Genomic DNA, 18896 nt, shown 5'->3' on the forward strand with positions numbered 1-18896 from the left:
AGTTTATTTTTGATTATATTATGTACAAAAAAAGAAACTACAAATGCAGTTTCTTTTAATCTCTTATAGAATTATACAGATTAAACCACCATTTCCTTCATTGATGATTTTTTGTAATGTCTTTTGAATTTTATTTTGAACATCTTCTGGCATTTTATAAAGTTTCTTTTGTAAGCCCTCTTTTACTAAGACTTCTAATGACTTACCAAGCATATTGCTTTGCCAAAGTGTTGCAGGATCATTTTCAAATTGCTCTAATAAAGATTTTACTAGCTCTTCTGATTCTTTCTCAGTTCCCATAATAGGACTAATCTCAGTTTGAATATTTGCTTTTATGAAATGTAGTGATGGTGCACTTGCTTTTAACTTAACCCCATATTGTCCACCATGTTTCACTATTTCCGGCTCTTCAAACTTCATTTCTTTAAGTTGTGGCGCTACTAAACCGTATCCACTTTCATTTACATCTTTTAAAGCATCCTTAACTTTATCATATTCTTTTTTAGCAGTATTTAATTCTTTAACTATGCTTAAAAGATTAGTTTCTGAATCTACCTCTAATTCACACATTTCACTTAAAACTTTATAAAATATTCCATCTTTAGGTTTCATTACCACATTTGCTGTTCCTACACCTAAATCTATCTCTTTTATTAAAGTTTCTCCTAAATTATCTTCTTCTTTCATAAAATCTAAAGATAATTTAATATCTCTTACTTTTGATATGTTTTTGCTCATTCCCTTTATTATGTTAAAGAAATTCATTTTTAACCAGTGATCTGATTCTAAATTTTCTAGCCATTCTGGAATATCAATATTAACTTCTTTTACTGGGAACTCTCTAAGTACTTGGCTAAACAATTCTTCTATATCACCTTCATCCATATTAGATATATCCATTGGTTTTACAGATACATTATATTTCTTTTCCATTTCTGCCTTTATATCTAATGTTTCTGGTGAACTTGCTCTAGAACTATTTAATATTACTACAAAAGGTTTGTCTATGGCTTGAAGTTCTGCTATAACTCTTTCTTCCGCCTCAACATAATCCTCTCTTTCAAGACCTGTTATACTTCCATCTGTTGTAATTACTAATCCAATTGTTGAATGATCAGTTATAACTTTTCTTGTCCCTATTTCTGCTGCATCTTCAAATGGTATCTCGTAATCATACCATGGAGTATTAACCATTTTAGCATCTTCTCCATCTAAGTATCCTAATGCTTCTTTCACTATATAACCTACACAGTCTACCATTCTTACTTTGAATTTTACATCTTCATCAATTTCAATTTCTACTGCCTCATTAGGCACAAATTTAGGTTCTGTTGTGTGTATCATTTTTCCTGATCCACTTTGTGGAAGCTCATCCTTTGCTCTTTCCTTTTTAAATGAGTTGTCTATCTTTGGTATTACCATAAGATCCATAAATTTTTTAATAAAAGTTGACTTTCCTGTTCTAACTGGCCCAACAACTCCTACATATATGTCTCCTTGGGTTCTTTCAGCTATGTCTTTATAAATTGTAAAGCTATCCAAGAGTCCTTACCTCCTAAGTATTTTTGATAATATATATATATTCTAACTTTTTCATTTATATACTACTTTTTATATTTAAATGAATCTTTTAAAATAAATATTTTTCATACTCTATTAATATGTTTGATTTAGGAATAAATACCTGTTTTTTCTCTTTTAATTCAAAAAAAATAAAGCTATGTATAAATTAATTTACATAGCTTTACTATCTATTCTAATGAACTTCGTTTTTCTTTTCTCTTCCCATCAACTCTAGAACTACATCATCTGGCTTTTTACCTTTAAATAACACATTATATAGTCCTTCTGTTATTGGCATACTTACGTTTATCTTACTATTTAACTCATGGAAAGCCTTACAAGCTTTTACACCTTCAACTATCATTCCAACTTCTTCAAGAGCCTCATCTAAAGTTTTTCCTTTTCCTATTAAAATACCAGCTCTTCTATTTCTTGAATGAAGTGATGTACATGTAACTATTAAATCACCCATTCCTGTAAGTCCATAAAATGTTTCTGCTTTTCCTCCAAGAGCTATTCCAACTCTTGAAATTTCTTTCATTCCTCTTGTCATAAGAGCGGCCTTTGAGTTATCTCCATAACCTACACCATCCCCTACTCCTGCTGCAAGTGCAATTATATTTTTAATCGCACCTCCAATCTCTACACCAATAATATCATCATTAGTGTATATTCTTAGAGAACTTGTCATAAATAATTCTTGAACTTTTTCTGCATACTCCATTTTATTAGATGTTGAAACTAATGTAGTTGGAAGTCCTATTGCAACTTCCTCTGCATGACTTGGTCCTGAAAGTATTACTATTGGATTTTCTAGTTCTTCTTCTAATACTTCTGATAATCTTTTGTTTGTTTCTGCTTCTATTCCTTTTGCAATAGATATAACTACTGTATTTTTATCAATCGTTCCTTTTATCTCTTTCGCTATACTTCTTATAACATGAGATGGAACTGCAATTACAAGGTAATCCATACCTAAAATAGCTTCATCCATTACCGTAGTTGCTTTAACATTTTCAGGAATAGAAAGACCTTTTATATATTTATCATTTTTTCTATTCACATTTATATCAGTGCAAACATCTAGATTTCTATCGTATATTACTACACTTTCACCTTTGTTTGCTAATTGTACTCCTAAGGCAGTTCCAAAACTACCTCCCCCTATAAATCCAATTTTTTTCATTTTTATAACTTCCTTTCCCTATATTCTATTTGAATACCTGTTCCTTCAAAGTCAAAACTGTCTCTTAATTGGTTCTCTAAGTATCTTTGATATGAGAAGTGTGTTGCACTTGGATCATTTACAAAGAATATAAACTTAGGTGGCTTTGTTGCAACTTGAGTTGCATAGTAAATTTTCATTCTCTTTATTCCTACAACTGGTGGCTCTTTCATAAGAACTGCTCTACTTATAACATCATTTAATATACCTGTTGATATTCTCTTTGAGTAGTTGTCATAACATTTTTTAGCTACTTCTAAAACTTTATGACTTCTTTGCCCTGTTAATGCTGAAATAAATAAGTATTGTGCATATCCTAAGAATTTCAATTTACTTTGTAAGTCTTTTTTATACTTATCTAAAGTCTTATCATCTTTTTCTATAAGATCCCACTTATTAACTACTACCATAATTGCTTTTCTCATTTCATGAGCATATCCAATTATTTTTTCATCTTGTTCTGTTATTCCATCTTCTGCATCTATCATTAAGATACATACATCAGCTCTTTCAATAGCTGTATAAGTTCTAACAACACTATATCTTTCAATCTCTTCTTTTACTTTACTTTTTCTTCTGATTCCAGCTGTATCTATTAATATAAATTTACCTTCTTCAGTTTCTAAGTAACTATCAATAGCATCTCTTGTAGTTCCAGGAACATTTGATACTATTACTCTATCTTCACCTAATAATCTATTTACAAGTGATGATTTACCTACGTTTGGTTTACCAATCATAGCGATTCTGATATATTCATCATCCTCTTCTTCACCTGCATTTTTATCAAATCCATCTACAACTCTATCTAACATATCTCCAAGACCTAAACCTTGTGATGCCGATATAGTTATAGGCTCACCTATACCTAAATTATAGAATTCCCAAGCATTTTCTTCTTCTTTTAAAGAATCAACCTTGTTAACAACTAAAACTACTGGTTTTTTACTTTTTCTAAGCATTGTAGCAACTTCTTCATCTGCTGCTGTTATACCTTCTTTTCCATCAACTATAAATACTATAACATCTGCTGTTTCAATAGCTATGTTTGCTTGTCTTCTCATCTGCTTTACTATGATATCGTCTCTTTCAGGCTCTATACCACCTGTATCTATCATTGTAAAATTATAATTTAACCATTCTGCTTGTGCATATACTCTATCTCTAGTAACTCCTGGAGTATCTTCAACTATTGAGATTCTCTTTCCAGCTAATCTATTAAATAAAGTAGATTTCCCTACATTCGGTCTTCCTACTATGGCAACTATTTGCTTACCCATTTTTTATTCCTCCTCGTTGTGTTTATTTAACAGTGATATTAAATCATCACCACTATAATCGCATACTATTACTTCTACATTTAAAGCTTTTTCTATGTCAGCTATAACTGTATCATCTAACATAACAGGTACTTCAGAACTTCCTAGTTCATATCCTCTTCTAAACATATTATCAGGCATTATTAAATATTTAGTTTCTATATTACCTTTAAGTTGTTCTATTATATCTTTTCCTGTTATAAGTCCTGAAACTGTTATTGTGTCCCCATAAAAATTATTTGTTATAGGTCTAACATCTATTTTAACCTTAGGATTTTTTTCTGTTATTTTATCCATAACAGATTTTACTTCTTCATATGCAAGTGTACCTGTAACACTTGTATAATTTCCACCCTTAGTTAAATCTAAATCTTTAAGATCTTCCATAATTCTATTTCTAAAATATCTTATAGATCCTACACCATCTTCAATTTGTGAATATCCATCATAAAATTCTGCATCTGGAACATCAATACCTGCAACAACATAAAATTCATCTGAAAGTCTTACAAATGGTTCTTCTACTTCTTTATAAAACTTTTCTTGCATTTCTTTTATAAAGTTTATTGTTTCAATAGATTCTTCCTTTGTAAATCTTCTAAGCTTTTTAAGATTTTCTCTAAATTTAGTCATTCCAATCGGTACAATTGCAACATTATTTACATATGGATAAAGCTTATATAAATCATTTATTGTTCTCTTAAGCTCTTCTCCATTATTTATATCTGGTATGCATACTATTTGAGCATGCATATGTATGCCTTCTTTAGCTAGTCTTTCCATTCTTTCATAAACTTCGCCTGCAAATCTATTATTAAGCATTTCTCGTCTAAGTTCTGGATTCGTTGTATGTACTGATATATTGATTGGACTTATATGATATTTTATAATTCTATCAATGTCCTCATCCTTCATATTTGTTAAAGTAACAAAATTTCCTTGAAGGAAAGATAATCTTGAATCATCATCTTTAAAATAGATAGTTTCTCTCATTCCTTTTGGATTTTGGTCTATAAAACAAAAAATACACTTATTTGTGCAACTTTTAGCTTTATCCATTATTCCGCCACCAAATTCAAGTCCAAGTTCTTCACCTGGCTCTTTTTCTATTTCTATATCCCAGACTTCACCATCTGCTTTTTCAATTTGTAATGTTAACTCATCATCAACAGACAGGAATCTATAATCAATAATATCATCAATATCTTTATCATTTATAGATAGTAGAAAATCTCCTACTTCAATTCCAACTTCTTCTGCAATACTTTCAGGAAGGACTTCTTTAATCATATTTTTCATATTTCTTCACTCCCTTTAATAAAACTAGTGTTTCTTAGTTATATTACATTAATATATATATATAGTCAACAAATTACGCCTAGTTTTACTTAACTATTCCCTTCATTTATAGTATAAAAATATACCGCTCTATTATCGAGGCGGTATATTTTATTATTTATATTTTAAATTTTGAAAGTCCATTCAATAAATTATCATTTAAAATTACAATTTCATCCTTTAATTGTAATAATTTTTTTATTAAAACTAGCTGTTCGTCTGTAAATGATGAAACCTCTTCAGTAGATGTTGATGTTTCTTCTATTCCAGATGATAATGCTTGTGCTGCATCATAAATAGCCTCTTTCTTATGCAGCATTCCTTTATTTAAGCTATCAATTTCTCCAAGCTTTGATGTTAATTCAGTTATTTGATACACAATGTCTTTAAATACTTCTTCTGTATCTCCTACATCTTTTGTTTGCTTATTTATAACTTTATCCACATCTTCTATTTTTAATACTGCATCTTCTATTTTTTCTTGCATTCCACTTATTATTTTTTCTATCTTCTCTGTAGCTTCTGTACTTTGCTCTGCTAAATTTCTTATTTCATCTGCAACTACTGCAAACCCTTTTCCATATTCCCCTGCCCTTGCTGCTTCTATAGCTGCATTTAATGCAAGTAAATTTGTTTGCTCTGCAATATAGTTTATTAAGTCTATTATATCTTTTATTTCATTTGAACTTATATTTATATTTGTAATACTTTTTTCTATTTTCTTAGTTACACTTCTAGTATCTACAGAACTTTCTACTAAGTTTTTCATTATGTTTAATCCATTCCCACTTACCTTTTGCATGTTTTCAAATCCGCTATAAGTTTTTTGAACTGAATTTGCAATATTGTCTATAGCCTCTGATAAGTCTTCAATTTCCCTTACAACATTTTCTGTTTCTTCTGCTTGGTCATTTGTAACTTCTGAAACTTGCCCTATCGATGATGCTATTTGTGTAGTTGCATTTGCAATTTCATCAAAGGATTTATCTAATATATCATTTTTTTCACCTAAAACTTTTGAAGTATTTTTAGTTTCTTCTATCATTCCCTTGAAGTTTTCAACCATTAAATTACAAGAGCTTGCTATATCCTGTATTTCATCATTTCCATCTACAACTATTTTTTCTTGTAAATCTCCATCACCAATAATTTTCATTCCATCTCGTATGCTCTCGATTCTATTTTTTATATTATTTGATATTTTTACTATTACCCAAATACTTATAAGTACCACTAAGATAAGTATACCTATTTGAACCATCATCATGCTTACTCTTTCAGCTTTATATTCATTAGTTGAAATCATACTTACCATTTTCCAGTCTGTCTTTTCTATATCCTTAGATTTATAAAAATATTTTTCTCCATATAAATCTATACTACCACTACCATCACCACTACTTTGTGCAATTTCTTTTAATACACTGTTTTCTGTAATCTTCATATGTTCATCTTCATTTTTTCTATTAGATAATATAGTTCCATCTCTGTCCATCATTATTGAAAATCCTGATTTACTAAAGCTTAATTCTAAGAAATACACTTGTATATCTTTAAAATCTATATTCATAGCCATAACCCCAATTGGCTTATCTTTATCTTTAACAGTCTTATAAATAGATAAAATATCTCTTCCTGTAAGCTTGTCCTTATGAGGACCTACCCAAATATAATCTTCTTTTATTGCTCTATCATAATGTTCATCATCAATTACCTTTTTAAGTCCCTTTTTCTTTATATCTATATTAGGACTTATTAAATTTATATCATCACCACTTCTAAATGTTGTACTTATTATTACATCATTTAAACTATTTGACCCTTTTAATCCATTTAATAATAATTGAGTATTTTCAAATTTCTTTTCTTTAACTTCCTTTTGTATTACCCCTGATCTTTGAATTGTTTCCATTCTAAATTCTATTCCCCAAAAGTAATCATCTAAAGCTCTTCCTGCTCTATCTGTCCCATTTTCTAAATCTCTTTCTAATACATGCTCTGAAAGATTATAAATATTCATAATTCCAATACCATTAGATAAAATTGCACTTATTATTATTACTGGTAACAATAATAACAACTTATTTTTTATAGATTTTTTCTTTCCCATAATCTCTTACCTTCCCTTTTTATACTAAGGATATATTAACAAATTGTTATTATTTTGTAAATAAAAATCATTTTTTGTAGTTTTTTGGTTTTTATGCAAAAGAAAAAAGATAGGTTTCAATTCCCTATCCTTAGTCATTTAAATCAATATATTCTCCATTTTTTATAAATATTATACATTCACATATATTTGTTATATGATCTCCCATTCTTTCTAAATACTTTGAAACAAACATAAGCTTAGTTCCAATAGATATTTTACTATCATCTTTTTTGATAAGTGCTAGTATATTATCAAAAACCTCATTATACATCCTATCTATTTCATCATCTAATCTACAAATCTTATATGCAAAATCAAAATCTCTTTCTACATATGCTTTTATTGAGAGTCTTATCATACTTATTATTTTTTCTTCCATAATCCAAAGCTTTTTAGCTTCTTCAATGTAGCTATCTCTCTTGTTTGATAATACTATCTTGCTAATATCTACTGTATGATCTGACATTCTTTCTATATCTGTTACGATTTTAGTTGCTGTAAATACTCTTCTTAAATCTTTTGCTACAGGCTGCTCTGTTGCTATAAACTTTATACATTCTTCTTCTATTTCTTTTTGAAGCAAATCAATTTTATCATCATATTCTATTACTCTTTTAGCTAACTCTAAATCATTTTTCTTTAATGCTTCCATTGTCATTTCAAATTGTTCTATAAATCCATTTGCCATTTTATAAATTTTTTTATTAATATCAGTTATTTTTGTGTGTTGTCCCTCTCTTGTCATAAATTCATCTCCTTATCCAAATCTTCCTGTAATATAATCCTCTGTTCTCTTATCCTTTGGTTTATAAAATATGTCTTCTGTTTTACCATATTCTATTACTTCTCCATTTAAAAAGAATGCTGTTTTATCTGCAATTCTTCCTGCTTGTTGCATATTATGAGTTACTATTATTACTGTATAATCCTTCTTAAGTGTTTCTATTAACTCCTCTACCTTATTTGTAGATATTGGATCTAATGCCGATGTTGGTTCATCCATAAGAATAATTTCTGGAGATACTGCAAGTGTTCTTGCTATACATAACCTTTGTTGTTGACCTCCTGAAAGTCCCATTGCTGATTTTTTAAGTCTATCCTTAGTTTCCTCCCAAAGTGCCGCTCCTCTTAAGCTTTTTTCTACTATTTTGTCTAATATCTTTTTATCCTTTACCCCGTGTATTCTTGGCCCATATGCTACATTTTCGTAAATTGACATTGGAAATGGATTTGGCTTTTGAAATACCATTCCAATTCTTTTTCTAAGGGCTATTTCATCATATTCAGCAAAAATATTTTCACCTTCAAACAAAACTTCTCCTTCAATTTTCACACTATCAATAAGGTCATTCATCCTATTTATAGTTCTTAAAAATGTACTTTTACCACATCCTGAAGGTCCAATTAATGCTGTTACTTCATTTTTATTTATTTTTATATTTATATCTCTTAAAGCTTTATTTGTTCCATAATATAATTCTAAATTTTTAGTTTCTATTATACATTTATTCTCCATTGTATCTCTTCTCCAATCTATTTCCTATTAACTTAGCTATAATATTAAATAAAAGTACCATTATTATAAGAACTGCTGCTGTTCCATTTGCTATTTGAGCTGCATCTGGAACTACTCCCTCTGAATTCAATTTCCATATATGAACTGCTAAAGTTTCAGCTGGTCTAAATAACGAAAAAGCTGATGTATTGTCTGTAAGACTTATTGAGCTAAAATCTAAGCTTCCTGAGCTTAAGCCTGCTGTGTATAAAAAGGCTGCTGCTTCTCCAAAAATTCTTCCTGATGAAAGGATAATCCCTGTCAATATTTCTTTCATTGCAGTTGGTAATATTACTCTTCTTATAGTTTGCCATCTACTTGCTCCAAGCCCTAATGAGGCTTCTTTAACTTTCTTTGATGCTACTCTTATTGCACTTTCTGAAATTCTTGTCATCCCAGGAATGTTTAATATACTTACTGATAATGCACCTGCTATTATTGAATATCCAAATCCACACATATTAACAAAAATAAGTAATCCAAACATTCCTATTACAATTGAAGGTAAGCTTGACATAGTTTCTAAACAAAGTCTTATTGATCTTAATATAAATCCTTCTTTTGCATATTCTGCTAAATATATACCTGCCCCAATTCCTATTGGAACTGTTATAAGAAGAGAAATTATTAACATATAAACTGAGTTGAAAATTTGTGGTCCTATTCCCCCACCTTTTGATGTCATATTTGGTTTACTAGTTAAAAAGTCAATAGATATCATTCCTATTCCTTCTTTTAGTACATATATAAGAAAGGCGGCTAAAATAAATACTACTGCCATACTGATTGTATAAAATACACCTGTTGCTATTTTATCTTTTATTTTTGCATTCATTTATTTTTCACCCTTTCTTTCAAACTTTCTAATTATTAATATAAATGTAAATGAAACTATTAAAAGTATTAAAGCCATAGACCAAAGTGAATTATTCCAAGCTGTTCCTGATACTGTATTCGCCATATCCATCGTTAAAATACTTGTTAATGTTGTTGCTGAATTTGTTAAACCATCTGGAAGTCTTACTGCATTTCCAATTACCATTTGAACTGCAAGTGCCTCTCCAAAAGCTCTTGCCACTCCAAGAACTACTCCTGTAAGAATCCCACCTTTTGCTTCTCTTACTATTACATTTTTTATAGTTTGCCACCTTGTTGCTCCAAGACCATAAGATCCTTCTATATGCTCTTTTGGTACTGCTTTAATAGCATCTATCGAAAGAGTTGCTATTGTCGGAAGTATCATTATTGATAAAACTATTATTCCTGCTAAAAGCGAGAAGCCTGTCCCACCAAATATCTCTTTAATTTTAGGTACTATAACAGATACTCCTACCCATCCATATACTACTGAAGGAATCCCAACTAATATTTCTAATGATGGCTTTATCACTTTTTCTCCAAGTTTTTTAGATATAACATTTGAAAATATACCAAGTGCTACTCCAATAGGTGCACTTATAAGTACCGCACCTATTGAAACCACTATTGATCCTAATATAAATGATAATGCTCCGAAGCTTCTAGTGCTTCCTCCTGGATTCCAGTTATCTGTGAATAGAAAATCTAAAACATGTATTCCATTTTCTGTGAATAATTTTATTCCTTTTGCACCTATAAAAAATATAATTAATAATGTTATTAATACTATTCCTAACGCACAAACTGATGAAAACCCTTTTCCTAAATAATCATTTATAAGTTTTTCTTTAAAGCTTCTTTTTTTCATTTACCTCACCTATTATTCTTTTATTTCACTACCTTGTATAAGTCCTAACTCTTCTATAGTATCTGCATTCTTTTCTCCGCCAACAAAATCAATAAATTCTTTTACTTCTGGTGTTGCTTCTCCTTTTGTATACATGTGTCCCCATGACCAGAACTTATATTTTCCAGCTTTGATATTATCGCTTGTTGGCTCAACTCCATCAATTGAAACTAATTGAAGTGCATTTTTTGCTTCATCAGTTTTCATATATGTCATTGCTACATAACTTATACTTCCTGGGTGATTTTTCATTGTATTTAAAACTGCTCCATTACTATCTTGAGTTGCCCCTATTGAATCATTTTCTATTTCTTTATCTCCATCTAATATTGTTTCTGTGAAGGTTGCTCTTGTTCCTGATGATTCTGGTCTGTGAATAACCATTATTTCAGAATCTTTTCCACCAACCTCTTTCCAATTTTTAACCTTTCCTGAGAATATATCTTTAATTTGTGCCTTAGTTAAATTTGTAACTCCAGCTTCTTTACTTGCAACTACTGCAAACCCTTGTGCTACTACTTTATGATCTACTAACTCTTTTGCATCTTTTTCATCTAACTTCTTTTCAGCAAATACATCTGAATTTCCTATATTAACTGTTCCTTCTAGCACTTGCGAAAGCCCTGTTCCTGATCCTCCTGCTTGCGCATTTATAACTACTTCTGAGTTCTCTTGTCCATATTTCTCAATTGAAGTTTCCATTAAAGGAAGCATTGCTGACGATCCACTAATTGTTATACTTTTTTTTCCTTCTCCTTCAGTTTTTGCACCACACCCTAAAAAGGCTCCTACTGATAATGTTAAAACTCCTGCTAAACATAATAATCTCAAATTTCTTTTTTTCATTTTATATATCCCCTTTTTTTAATTTTCTTTTCTTGTCCCTATGTCTATATAATATTCCATCAATATTAAACTCATATTATCTTTAAATTAAGCTAATATTATCTCTAAGTTAAAAAATTTTAACAAAACTATTTTTAAATAGAAAAGAAGAGGCAGTCTTTTAAAAACTACCTCTTCTTCATAAATATTATATATGCTTTACTTTAAATATAAATGTTGATCCTTTTCCATATTCTGATTCTACAAAAATATCTCCACCGAAGCTTTTTGATATATGTTTTACAATGGCAAGCCCAAGTCCTGTTCCATTTCCTTTTCTTGATTTATCTACTCTATAGAACCTTTCAAAAATCCTTGGCAGGTCTTCTTTTGGTATTCCATATCCATTGTCTATAACTTTTAGAATATAATATTCTCCTTCTGTATAACTTTTTATTTTTAAAGTTTTTTCTGTATCCGAGTATTTTATACCATTTTCAACTAAGTTTATTACTATCTGTAGAAACTTATCTTTATGACCCAATATTTTTTCACTATTTTCACTTATATATTCTAGCTTTATATCTTTTTTCTTTCCATGTTCATTAAGCAATTGCATTGAGTCTTCAATTACTTCATCTGGATAAAATTCCACCAAATCCTCACTGCTTCTACTTTCTAAATTAGAAAGTATCAATATATCATCTATTAAAATTCTTAATCTATCTGATTCTTTATCAATAATATTTAAGAATTTTTCCTTTGTTTCAGCATCTTCAACATATTTTAATGTTTCTGCAAATCCTTTTATTGATGTTAATGGTGTTTTAAGCTCATGAGATACATTTGCAACGAATTGACTTCTCATATTTTCAAGCCTTTTCATTTCAGTAATATCTTGTATCGATATTACTAACCCGATTTTATCATATGCATTCATAATAGAGCTTTTCTTTACCCTCACTATCTTTCTAATAGGATTTTTTATTTTTACCTCTTTTTCTTTTTCATATTCTTCTAAAACAAGCTTATCATATAACTCTATATCTATAATATCTTTTATTTTACTTCCTACAACATTTTCATTTATCCCTAATATTTTCTTTGCATAAGGATTAATTAAAATAACTTCTTCTTTTTTCCCTAAAGCTATAACTCCACTTTGCATACTTCTTAAAATTGATTCTAACTTTGTTTGCTTGTCCACAACTTCATTTATCTTTCCTTGAAGTTGCTCTGCCATATTGTTAAAGCTTCTTCCTAAATGCCCTAGTTCATCATTAGATATAACCTCTATTCTTGTTTGTAAATCTCCATTTGCTATTTTAGATGAAACATAGTCTAAATTTTTTATTGGGTCTATTATTATCCTTACAAGCTTTAACGCTAATGCAATAGATAAAGCTAATACAATTGCTAAAACTAAAAGATAATAACTAATATCTTTTGTATGCAATATTTCTAAGCTTCCTATAGGAACACCACTTCTTATAATATTTCCATCATCTAATTTTAATGTTGCAAATATCATATCATTATTATAGTAAGGACTGTACCCTTCATAAAATCCAGTGTCTCCAGCCCCCATATTAATATATTCCCTATTTCTAAAATTCACTTTTTCATTAGATGTCTTATTATCAAATAAAACTTTTCCATCTGAATTACAAACAGTTACGCTTATTATATTGTTATTTACTTTAAATAAATCTACATTTGCCTTATCCATAGTTGTCCATTTTGACATTATAAGATTATAATTAGCTAGTATATCTTTTGTATTACTAACTTCTTGCATACTAACTAATGCGAAAAATGATGTTGTTATTATTGCAAGTGCAAATATAACAGTTATTATTACTGATGTTAAAATCTTTTTCTTCATTTATCCATTAAACCTATATCCAAGGCCTCTTATTGTTTGAATTAACTTTGGATTTTTATCATCTTCCTCAATTTTTTTTCTTATGTATCTTATATGGACATCTATAGTTCTTGTATCGCCAATAAATTCATATCCCCAAATTTTATCTAGAATAGTTTCTCTATTTAAAATTCGCCCTTTATTTTTTACTAAAAACTCTAAAACTTCAAATTCCTTTAATGTAAATTCTACTTTTTCATTATCTATAATAACTTCACGTCTAAAATAATCTATTTTTATTCTTCCATTATCATAAACTTCTTCAAAGCCAACTTCTTTTCTTCCACTTCTTCTAAGGACAGCCTTTACTCTAGCTAAAAGTTCTCTTACTGAAAATGGTTTTGTTATATAATCATCAGCTCCAAGTTCTAATCCTAGTATTTTATCTAACTCCTCACCTTTAGCAGTAACCATTATTATAGATGTATCTATTAGGTCTTCATCTCTTTTTATTTGTTTACAAACATCTAATCCATCTATCTTAGGAATCATTAAATCTAAAAGCATTAAATTTGGCTTTATTTCCTTTGCAAGCTTTAAGGCATCTTCTCCATTATTTGCTGTATAAACTTCATACCCCTCATTTTTAAAATTAAATCTTAAAAGTTCTAATATGTTTTCCTCATCATCTACTATTAATACCTTTTCCTTAGACAAAATTGTATCCCCCTTATTTTATGATTGCAAATGAGAATAATCTTCCATAAGCACCACTTGATTTTCTATATGAATGTAATTTTATTTCATCTGTACAATATGTACATAAATCTAAATTAAATATCTTATTTTCTTTTACTCCAAATTTAAGACAATCTCTCTCTATAACTTTTTCCATACTTAAGTTTCTTCCATCAAATAATTCTTTTTCCACTATATTAGTTTCTACTAAGAATTTTTCCTTAAGTTCTTCTGATATTTCATAACAACACTTCTTTATGTGTGGTCCTATATATACTTCCACCTCTTCTTTTATCATTCCAAAGTTTTCTTCTATTTTTAAAAGGGTTTCATATACAATCCCCTTTATAGTTCCCTTCCACCCACTATGTATTGCTGCTATAACATCTCCACTTTTTATAATTATAGGAACACAGTCTGCTGTAAAAACTCCTATCATAGCATTTTTTTCAGCTGTTATTATTCCATCTCCTTCTTGTTCATTGAAATCTTCTTCTTTATTACAAACATACACTATGTCCGAATGTATTTGCTTTAAATAAAAAATTTCTTCACATTCAAATTCATCTTTTAAATTATTTAAGCACTCTATTCCTTCTTCTGTATTCCTATTAAAGCTTCTTTCCTCTTCTGCTGTAGAAAAACCAATTATTATATTGCCCTTTTTTAATATTAAACAATCTTTTTTTCTTTCTAAATCTTCTATTCTTAAATTTATCATACTTCCTCCTAATACACTTTCCTCAAGTATATATTTTTTACTAATATTCAGTAATCTAAAATTCTTCTCATAAAATTTAATCTCATTTATAATTTTAGCATTTTATTAACAGTTTATCTATATAAAAAAGGTTAAGTATTTTTAACAAAAAAGCACTCAAGTAATGAGTGCTTTGTTTACTCTTTAATTAAATTGTTTATCTCTTCCATAAAAGTGTTTATATCTTTAAACTGTCTATACACCGATGCAAATCGAACATATGAAATCTCATCAATCTCTTTTAACATTTCCATAACCATTTCGCCTATGCGCTCTGATTGTATTTCTGTTATCATTTTATTAGAGATTCTCTTTTCTATATCAATAGCTATTTTTTCAATTTGATCTCTTGATACTGGTCTTTTTTGGCATGCTATTATAAGACCATTTACTATTTTTTCTTTATTGAAGTTTTCTCGTGTTGAATCTTTCTTTACAACTAACATTGGAATATCTTCAATTTTTTCATATGTAGTATATCTCTTGCCACAACTTGTGCATTCTCTTCTTCTTCTAATCGTAGAATTATCATCTGTTGATCTTGAATCTACAACCTTACTTTCATTATAAGAACAAAAAGGACATCTCATAATTTATTCACTACCTTTCTGTAGATTTTTTAATTCTTTAGTCTTATTATACATATTTTTATCTATTCTGACTAGATTTATCTCTTTTCTTATCTATATCTTGTATTTTCCATATTCATAATGTTTAAATTTTCTAAGGAAACTAATATAACATCCACTCCTATTTTTTTAACATTTTCCCATGGAATTTCAATTTCATCTTCTCTTTGAAACCATCCTTTAGTTTCTCCTGGTAATATCAAAGCTTCAACTTTATCATTTTCACAATCTATTTTTATATCTGAAATCATTCCAAGTCTTTGCCCTGTTGTTATTTCAATTACCTCCATACTCCTCATAGAATTAATTGAATGTAAATTTTCTTCCATTTTTTCTTCCCCCTCTTTTTATAAAAAAATTTAAAATTCCCTTCTATATTTTATGCAATAAAAAAGAAAAAAGAACTCTCTTAGAGTTCTTTTATATATGTTTTCTCATATGCTTTAATGCAGTTTTTTCAAGTCTTGATACTTGTGCTTGAGATATTCCTATTTCATCAGCAACTTCCATCTGTGTTCTTCCTCTGAAAAATCTTAAATTTAAAATAAGCTTTTCTCTGTCAGTTAGCTTTTTCATTGCCTCATTTATCGAAATATTTTCAAGCCATGTTTCATCAGTATTTTTAACATCACTTATTTGATCCATTACATATATAGCATCTCCACCATCATGATATATTGGTTCAAATAAGGAAACAGGGTCTTGTATCGCATCTAATGCAAAAACAACCTCTTCTCTTGGAATGTTTAGTTCTTTTGATATCTGTGATATATTTGGTTCCTTATTATTTTCTTTTATTAATCTATCCCTAACTAAAAGTGCTTTATATGCAATATCACGTAAAGATCTACTTACTCTTATTGAGTTGTTATCTCTTAAATAACGTCTAATTTCTCCGATTATCATAGGTACAGCATATGTAGAAAATTTAACATTTTGTGATAAGTCAAAGTTATCTATTGCTTTCATAAGCCCTATACAACCAACCTGAAACAAATCATCTACATTTTCCCCTCTATTATTAAATCTTTGTATTACACTTAAAACTAGTCTTAAATTCCCTTTTATGAATGTTTCTCTTGCATTAGGATCTCCATTTTGCATATTTTGTAGAAGTTCTCTTTTCTCTTTCTCTTTTAATACCGGTAGTTTAGCAGTATTTACACCACATATCTCAACTTTATTAATTATCAATTTTGTCAACTCCTTTAGAAGTAATATCACCATAATAAACATTATTTCCGATAGAGTTAACTTTTATACTAAAGACAAACTTTAAACCATCTTACTAATTTCTTTTTTTAATCTACTTATTATTTTTTTCTCTAGTCTTGATATATATGATTGTGATATTCCTAGCATATCTGCAACCTCTTTTTGTGTTTTTTCTTCTATTCCATTAAGCCCAAATCTTAATTTAACTATTTCTTTTTCTCTTTCATTTAAATTTGTTAATGCAATAAACAATAATTGCTTATCTACTTCATCTTCTATCATATTGTATACAGTATCATTTTCTGTTCCTAAAATATCGGATAATAATAATTCATTTCCATCCCAATCAATGTTTAAAGGCTCGTAGAAAGAAATCTCTGCTTTTATTTTACTATTTCTTCTAAGATACATTAGAATTTCATTCTCAATACATCTTGATGCATATGTTGCAAGCTTTATTTTTTTTTCTGTGTTAAATGTATTTACAGCCTTAATTAGTCCAATTGTTCCAACTGAGATTAAATCTTCTACATACACACCTGTATTTTCAAACTTTCTTGCTATATACACTACTAATCTTAGATTTCTTTCAATTAATGTACTTCTTACATTCTCTTCTCCACTTCCAAGCTTTTCTAAAAGCTCTTCTTCTTCATCCTTAGAAAGTGGTGGTGGTAAAGCATCACTCCCTCCAACATAATGTAAGTTTCCCCCTTTTGCTCCAAATATATTTACTAACTTATTCAAAATTACATTAAAATTAAATCCATTTCTTTTTTCATCAATCTTTATCCCTGAATCTTCTTTTAATAAATGAATTGCCTTCATCTTATATTCTTCAAACTCCACCCTATCTATATTTTTCATAATTCCTCCTTATATAACCCCTCTTGATATTAGTCCATTAAACTCATCATCTTTACTTAATTTATCATCACAAGGGCATACTATGCCCTCTATTTCTCTCCATAAGTCCCCATCTTTAAGTATCTTTATCTTCTTTACCTTAAACCCATACAAGCCTCCTGAGTATCCAATTGCTTTATATGGAATTTTATACATTTCATTTCTATTTACACTTATATCTTGCAACTTATTTTTTTCAATTAAAATACAAGGTAAATTTGTTACTGGTTCTCTTAGCTCATTTCCAGAGTCTAAGAAGCCTCTTATACTTATTTCTTTATTATTTATTTCAATCTTCATTTCATATATAAAATTTGAAACAATATTTCTTTCTCTAATTAAAGTTGTTACCCTGTCTAATCCTATATAGACTATACAAACACCTAATATTAAATATTTAACATTAAAATCTTTTATTATAACTCCATCAATTAATGTATATTTTTGTGTACTTATAATAAACTTAAATAGTAGGCCACTTAACAAAAATGAGATAGCCATAAAAGATACAAAACTTTTAATCAATCTTCTTCCTTCCCTTTTTGCACTTGGTATATATATCATTAAAAAAGCTACTATAATTTGTATATAAATTGCTTTTAAAAAGCTTAAGCTCTCTAAGACCATACACAGGCTATAAAGACCGCCTAAAAAACTTATACATAATGCCTTTTTAAATGAATATTCATATTTTAAGACCCTAAATGTTATAATTATAATAAATAAATTCACTATAAAATTTTCTATTACTAAGACATCTAAATATAATTTCATAAGCTTTCCCCCTCTTATAGAATTATATAACTAACCCTCTTAAAATTTTGTCATAAATTATATCTTATTTAAAAATTTCTTTCTTTTTTTTTTTACATAATAACCTATTTAACCTCATGTTTAATATTTAAAATATTTTTATCTTTTAAATCCCCAATTTTTTTATACAAATAAAATTTATATATATTATGCTATAATTTTAAAAGAACCTATATATTTCTATATAGATTTAATTAGAAAGGATTTTATATTAATGAGAATAAATAAA

The 18896-nt window shown here is 28.6% G+C and carries 18 protein-coding genes; all 18 read right to left on the bottom strand.

The window, feature by feature from the left end:
• Positions 1-63: 63 nt before the first annotated feature.
• Entirely contained in the window at positions 64-1542 is a 1479-nt protein-coding gene (gene spoIVA / locus ACRC28_RS03410) for a stage IV sporulation protein A (protein ID WP_438542051.1), read from the bottom strand.
• A 214-nt stretch (positions 1543-1756) separates the two neighbouring features.
• Entirely contained in the window at positions 1757-2749 is a 993-nt protein-coding gene (locus ACRC28_RS03415; RefSeq protein WP_438542052.1) for an NAD(P)H-dependent glycerol-3-phosphate dehydrogenase, read from the bottom strand.
• Positions 2750-2751: 2 nt separating this feature from the next.
• Positions 2752-4068, bottom strand: a complete 1317-nt coding sequence (der, locus tag ACRC28_RS03420; protein WP_438542053.1) for a ribosome biogenesis GTPase Der — start codon at positions 4066-4068, stop codon at positions 2752-2754.
• Positions 4069-4071: 3 nt separating this feature from the next.
• Positions 4072-5406, bottom strand: a complete 1335-nt coding sequence (locus ACRC28_RS03425; protein ID WP_438542054.1) for a DUF512 domain-containing protein — start codon at positions 5404-5406, stop codon at positions 4072-4074.
• A gap of 157 nt (positions 5407-5563) precedes the next feature.
• Positions 5564-7555, bottom strand: coding sequence for a methyl-accepting chemotaxis protein (locus ACRC28_RS03430; protein ID WP_438542055.1), 1992 nt, complete (start codon positions 7553-7555; stop codon positions 5564-5566).
• A gap of 130 nt (positions 7556-7685) precedes the next feature.
• Positions 7686-8342 carry a phosphate signaling complex protein PhoU gene (phoU, locus tag ACRC28_RS03435; protein ID WP_438542056.1) on the bottom strand — a complete coding sequence of 219 codons (657 nt, stop codon included), beginning with the start codon at positions 8340-8342 and terminating at the stop codon, positions 7686-7688.
• Between the two features lie 12 nt (positions 8343-8354).
• Positions 8355-9113 carry a phosphate ABC transporter ATP-binding protein PstB gene (pstB, locus tag ACRC28_RS03440; protein WP_438542057.1) on the bottom strand — a complete coding sequence of 253 codons (759 nt, stop codon included), beginning with the start codon at positions 9111-9113 and terminating at the stop codon, positions 8355-8357.
• Positions 9103-9987, bottom strand: coding sequence for a phosphate ABC transporter permease PstA (gene pstA, locus ACRC28_RS03445; protein WP_438542058.1), 885 nt, complete (start codon positions 9985-9987; stop codon positions 9103-9105). The genes pstB and pstA overlap by 11 nt, the downstream gene beginning before the upstream one ends.
• Positions 9988-10878 (bottom strand): phosphate ABC transporter permease subunit PstC, encoded by an 891-nt coding sequence (gene pstC / locus ACRC28_RS03450; RefSeq protein WP_438542059.1) that lies wholly within the window; start codon positions 10876-10878, stop codon positions 9988-9990. It abuts the gene before it with no gap.
• A 12-nt stretch (positions 10879-10890) separates the two neighbouring features.
• Complete coding sequence (locus ACRC28_RS03455; protein WP_438542060.1) at positions 10891-11763, bottom strand: phosphate ABC transporter substrate-binding protein; 873 nt, start codon at positions 11761-11763, stop codon at positions 10891-10893.
• Between the two features lie 187 nt (positions 11764-11950).
• On the bottom strand, positions 11951-13627 hold the full coding sequence (locus ACRC28_RS03460; protein ID WP_438542061.1) for an ATP-binding protein: 1677 nt from the start codon (positions 13625-13627) through the stop codon (positions 11951-11953).
• Entirely contained in the window at positions 13628-14323 is a 696-nt protein-coding gene (locus tag ACRC28_RS03465; protein ID WP_438542062.1) for a response regulator transcription factor, read from the bottom strand. It abuts the gene before it with no gap.
• 13 nt (positions 14324-14336) lie between these two features.
• Positions 14337-15065, bottom strand: coding sequence for a peptidoglycan editing factor PgeF (pgeF, locus tag ACRC28_RS03470; RefSeq protein ID WP_438542063.1), 729 nt, complete (start codon positions 15063-15065; stop codon positions 14337-14339).
• 176 nt (positions 15066-15241) lie between these two features.
• On the bottom strand, positions 15242-15694 hold the full coding sequence (nrdR, locus tag ACRC28_RS03475; protein ID WP_438542064.1) for a transcriptional regulator NrdR: 453 nt from the start codon (positions 15692-15694) through the stop codon (positions 15242-15244).
• 89 nt (positions 15695-15783) lie between these two features.
• Positions 15784-16062, bottom strand: a complete 279-nt coding sequence (locus ACRC28_RS03480; RefSeq protein ID WP_438542065.1) for a YlmC/YmxH family sporulation protein — start codon at positions 16060-16062, stop codon at positions 15784-15786.
• 91 nt (positions 16063-16153) lie between these two features.
• A complete protein-coding gene (sigG, locus tag ACRC28_RS03485) occupies positions 16154-16927 on the bottom strand; it encodes an RNA polymerase sporulation sigma factor SigG (RefSeq protein ID WP_438542066.1) in 774 nt (257 codons plus the stop codon).
• Positions 16928-17008: 81 nt separating this feature from the next.
• Entirely contained in the window at positions 17009-17815 is an 807-nt protein-coding gene (sigE, locus tag ACRC28_RS03490) for an RNA polymerase sporulation sigma factor SigE (protein WP_438542067.1), read from the bottom strand.
• Positions 17816-17824: 9 nt separating this feature from the next.
• Entirely contained in the window at positions 17825-18628 is an 804-nt protein-coding gene (locus ACRC28_RS03495; protein ID WP_438542068.1) for a sigma-E processing peptidase SpoIIGA, read from the bottom strand.
• Positions 18629-18896: the final 268 nt, after the last annotated feature.

The organism is Clostridium sp. (genome assembly GCF_051650885.1).
In the GTDB taxonomy this organism is placed as follows: domain Bacteria; phylum Bacillota; class Clostridia; order Clostridiales; family Clostridiaceae; genus Clostridium.

Coding starts and splice junctions, on each gene's coding strand:
- pstB (WP_438542057.1), bottom strand. CDS start 9,113: ATGGAGAATAAATGTATAATAGAAACTAAAAATTTAGAATTATATTAT.
- ACRC28_RS03430 (WP_438542055.1), bottom strand. CDS start 7,555: ATGGGAAAGAAAAAATCTATAAAAAATAAGTTGTTATTATTGTTACCA.
- ACRC28_RS03425 (WP_438542054.1), bottom strand. CDS start 5,406: ATGAAAAATATGATTAAAGAAGTCCTTCCTGAAAGTATTGCAGAAGAA.
- phoU (WP_438542056.1), bottom strand. CDS start 8,342: ATGACAAGAGAGGGACAACACACAAAAATAACTGATATTAATAAAAAA.
- ACRC28_RS03455 (WP_438542060.1), bottom strand. CDS start 11,763: ATGAAAAAAAGAAATTTGAGATTATTATGTTTAGCAGGAGTTTTAACA.
- ACRC28_RS03460 (WP_438542061.1), bottom strand. CDS start 13,627: ATGAAGAAAAAGATTTTAACATCAGTAATAATAACTGTTATATTTGCA.
- ACRC28_RS03495 (WP_438542068.1), bottom strand. CDS start 18,628: ATGAAATTATATTTAGATGTCTTAGTAATAGAAAATTTTATAGTGAAT.
- sigE (WP_438542067.1), bottom strand. CDS start 17,815: ATGAAAAATATAGATAGGGTGGAGTTTGAAGAATATAAGATGAAGGCA.
- pstA (WP_438542058.1), bottom strand. CDS start 9,987: ATGAATGCAAAAATAAAAGATAAAATAGCAACAGGTGTATTTTATACA.
- pstC (WP_438542059.1), bottom strand. CDS start 10,878: ATGAAAAAAAGAAGCTTTAAAGAAAAACTTATAAATGATTATTTAGGA.
- der (WP_438542053.1), bottom strand. CDS start 4,068: ATGGGTAAGCAAATAGTTGCCATAGTAGGAAGACCGAATGTAGGGAAA.
- pgeF (WP_438542063.1), bottom strand. CDS start 15,065: ATGATAAATTTAAGAATAGAAGATTTAGAAAGAAAAAAAGATTGTTTA.
- ACRC28_RS03480 (WP_438542065.1), bottom strand. CDS start 16,062: ATGGAAGAAAATTTACATTCAATTAATTCTATGAGGAGTATGGAGGTA.
- nrdR (WP_438542064.1), bottom strand. CDS start 15,694: ATGAGATGTCCTTTTTGTTCTTATAATGAAAGTAAGGTTGTAGATTCA.
- ACRC28_RS03415 (WP_438542052.1), bottom strand. CDS start 2,749: ATGAAAAAAATTGGATTTATAGGGGGAGGTAGTTTTGGAACTGCCTTA.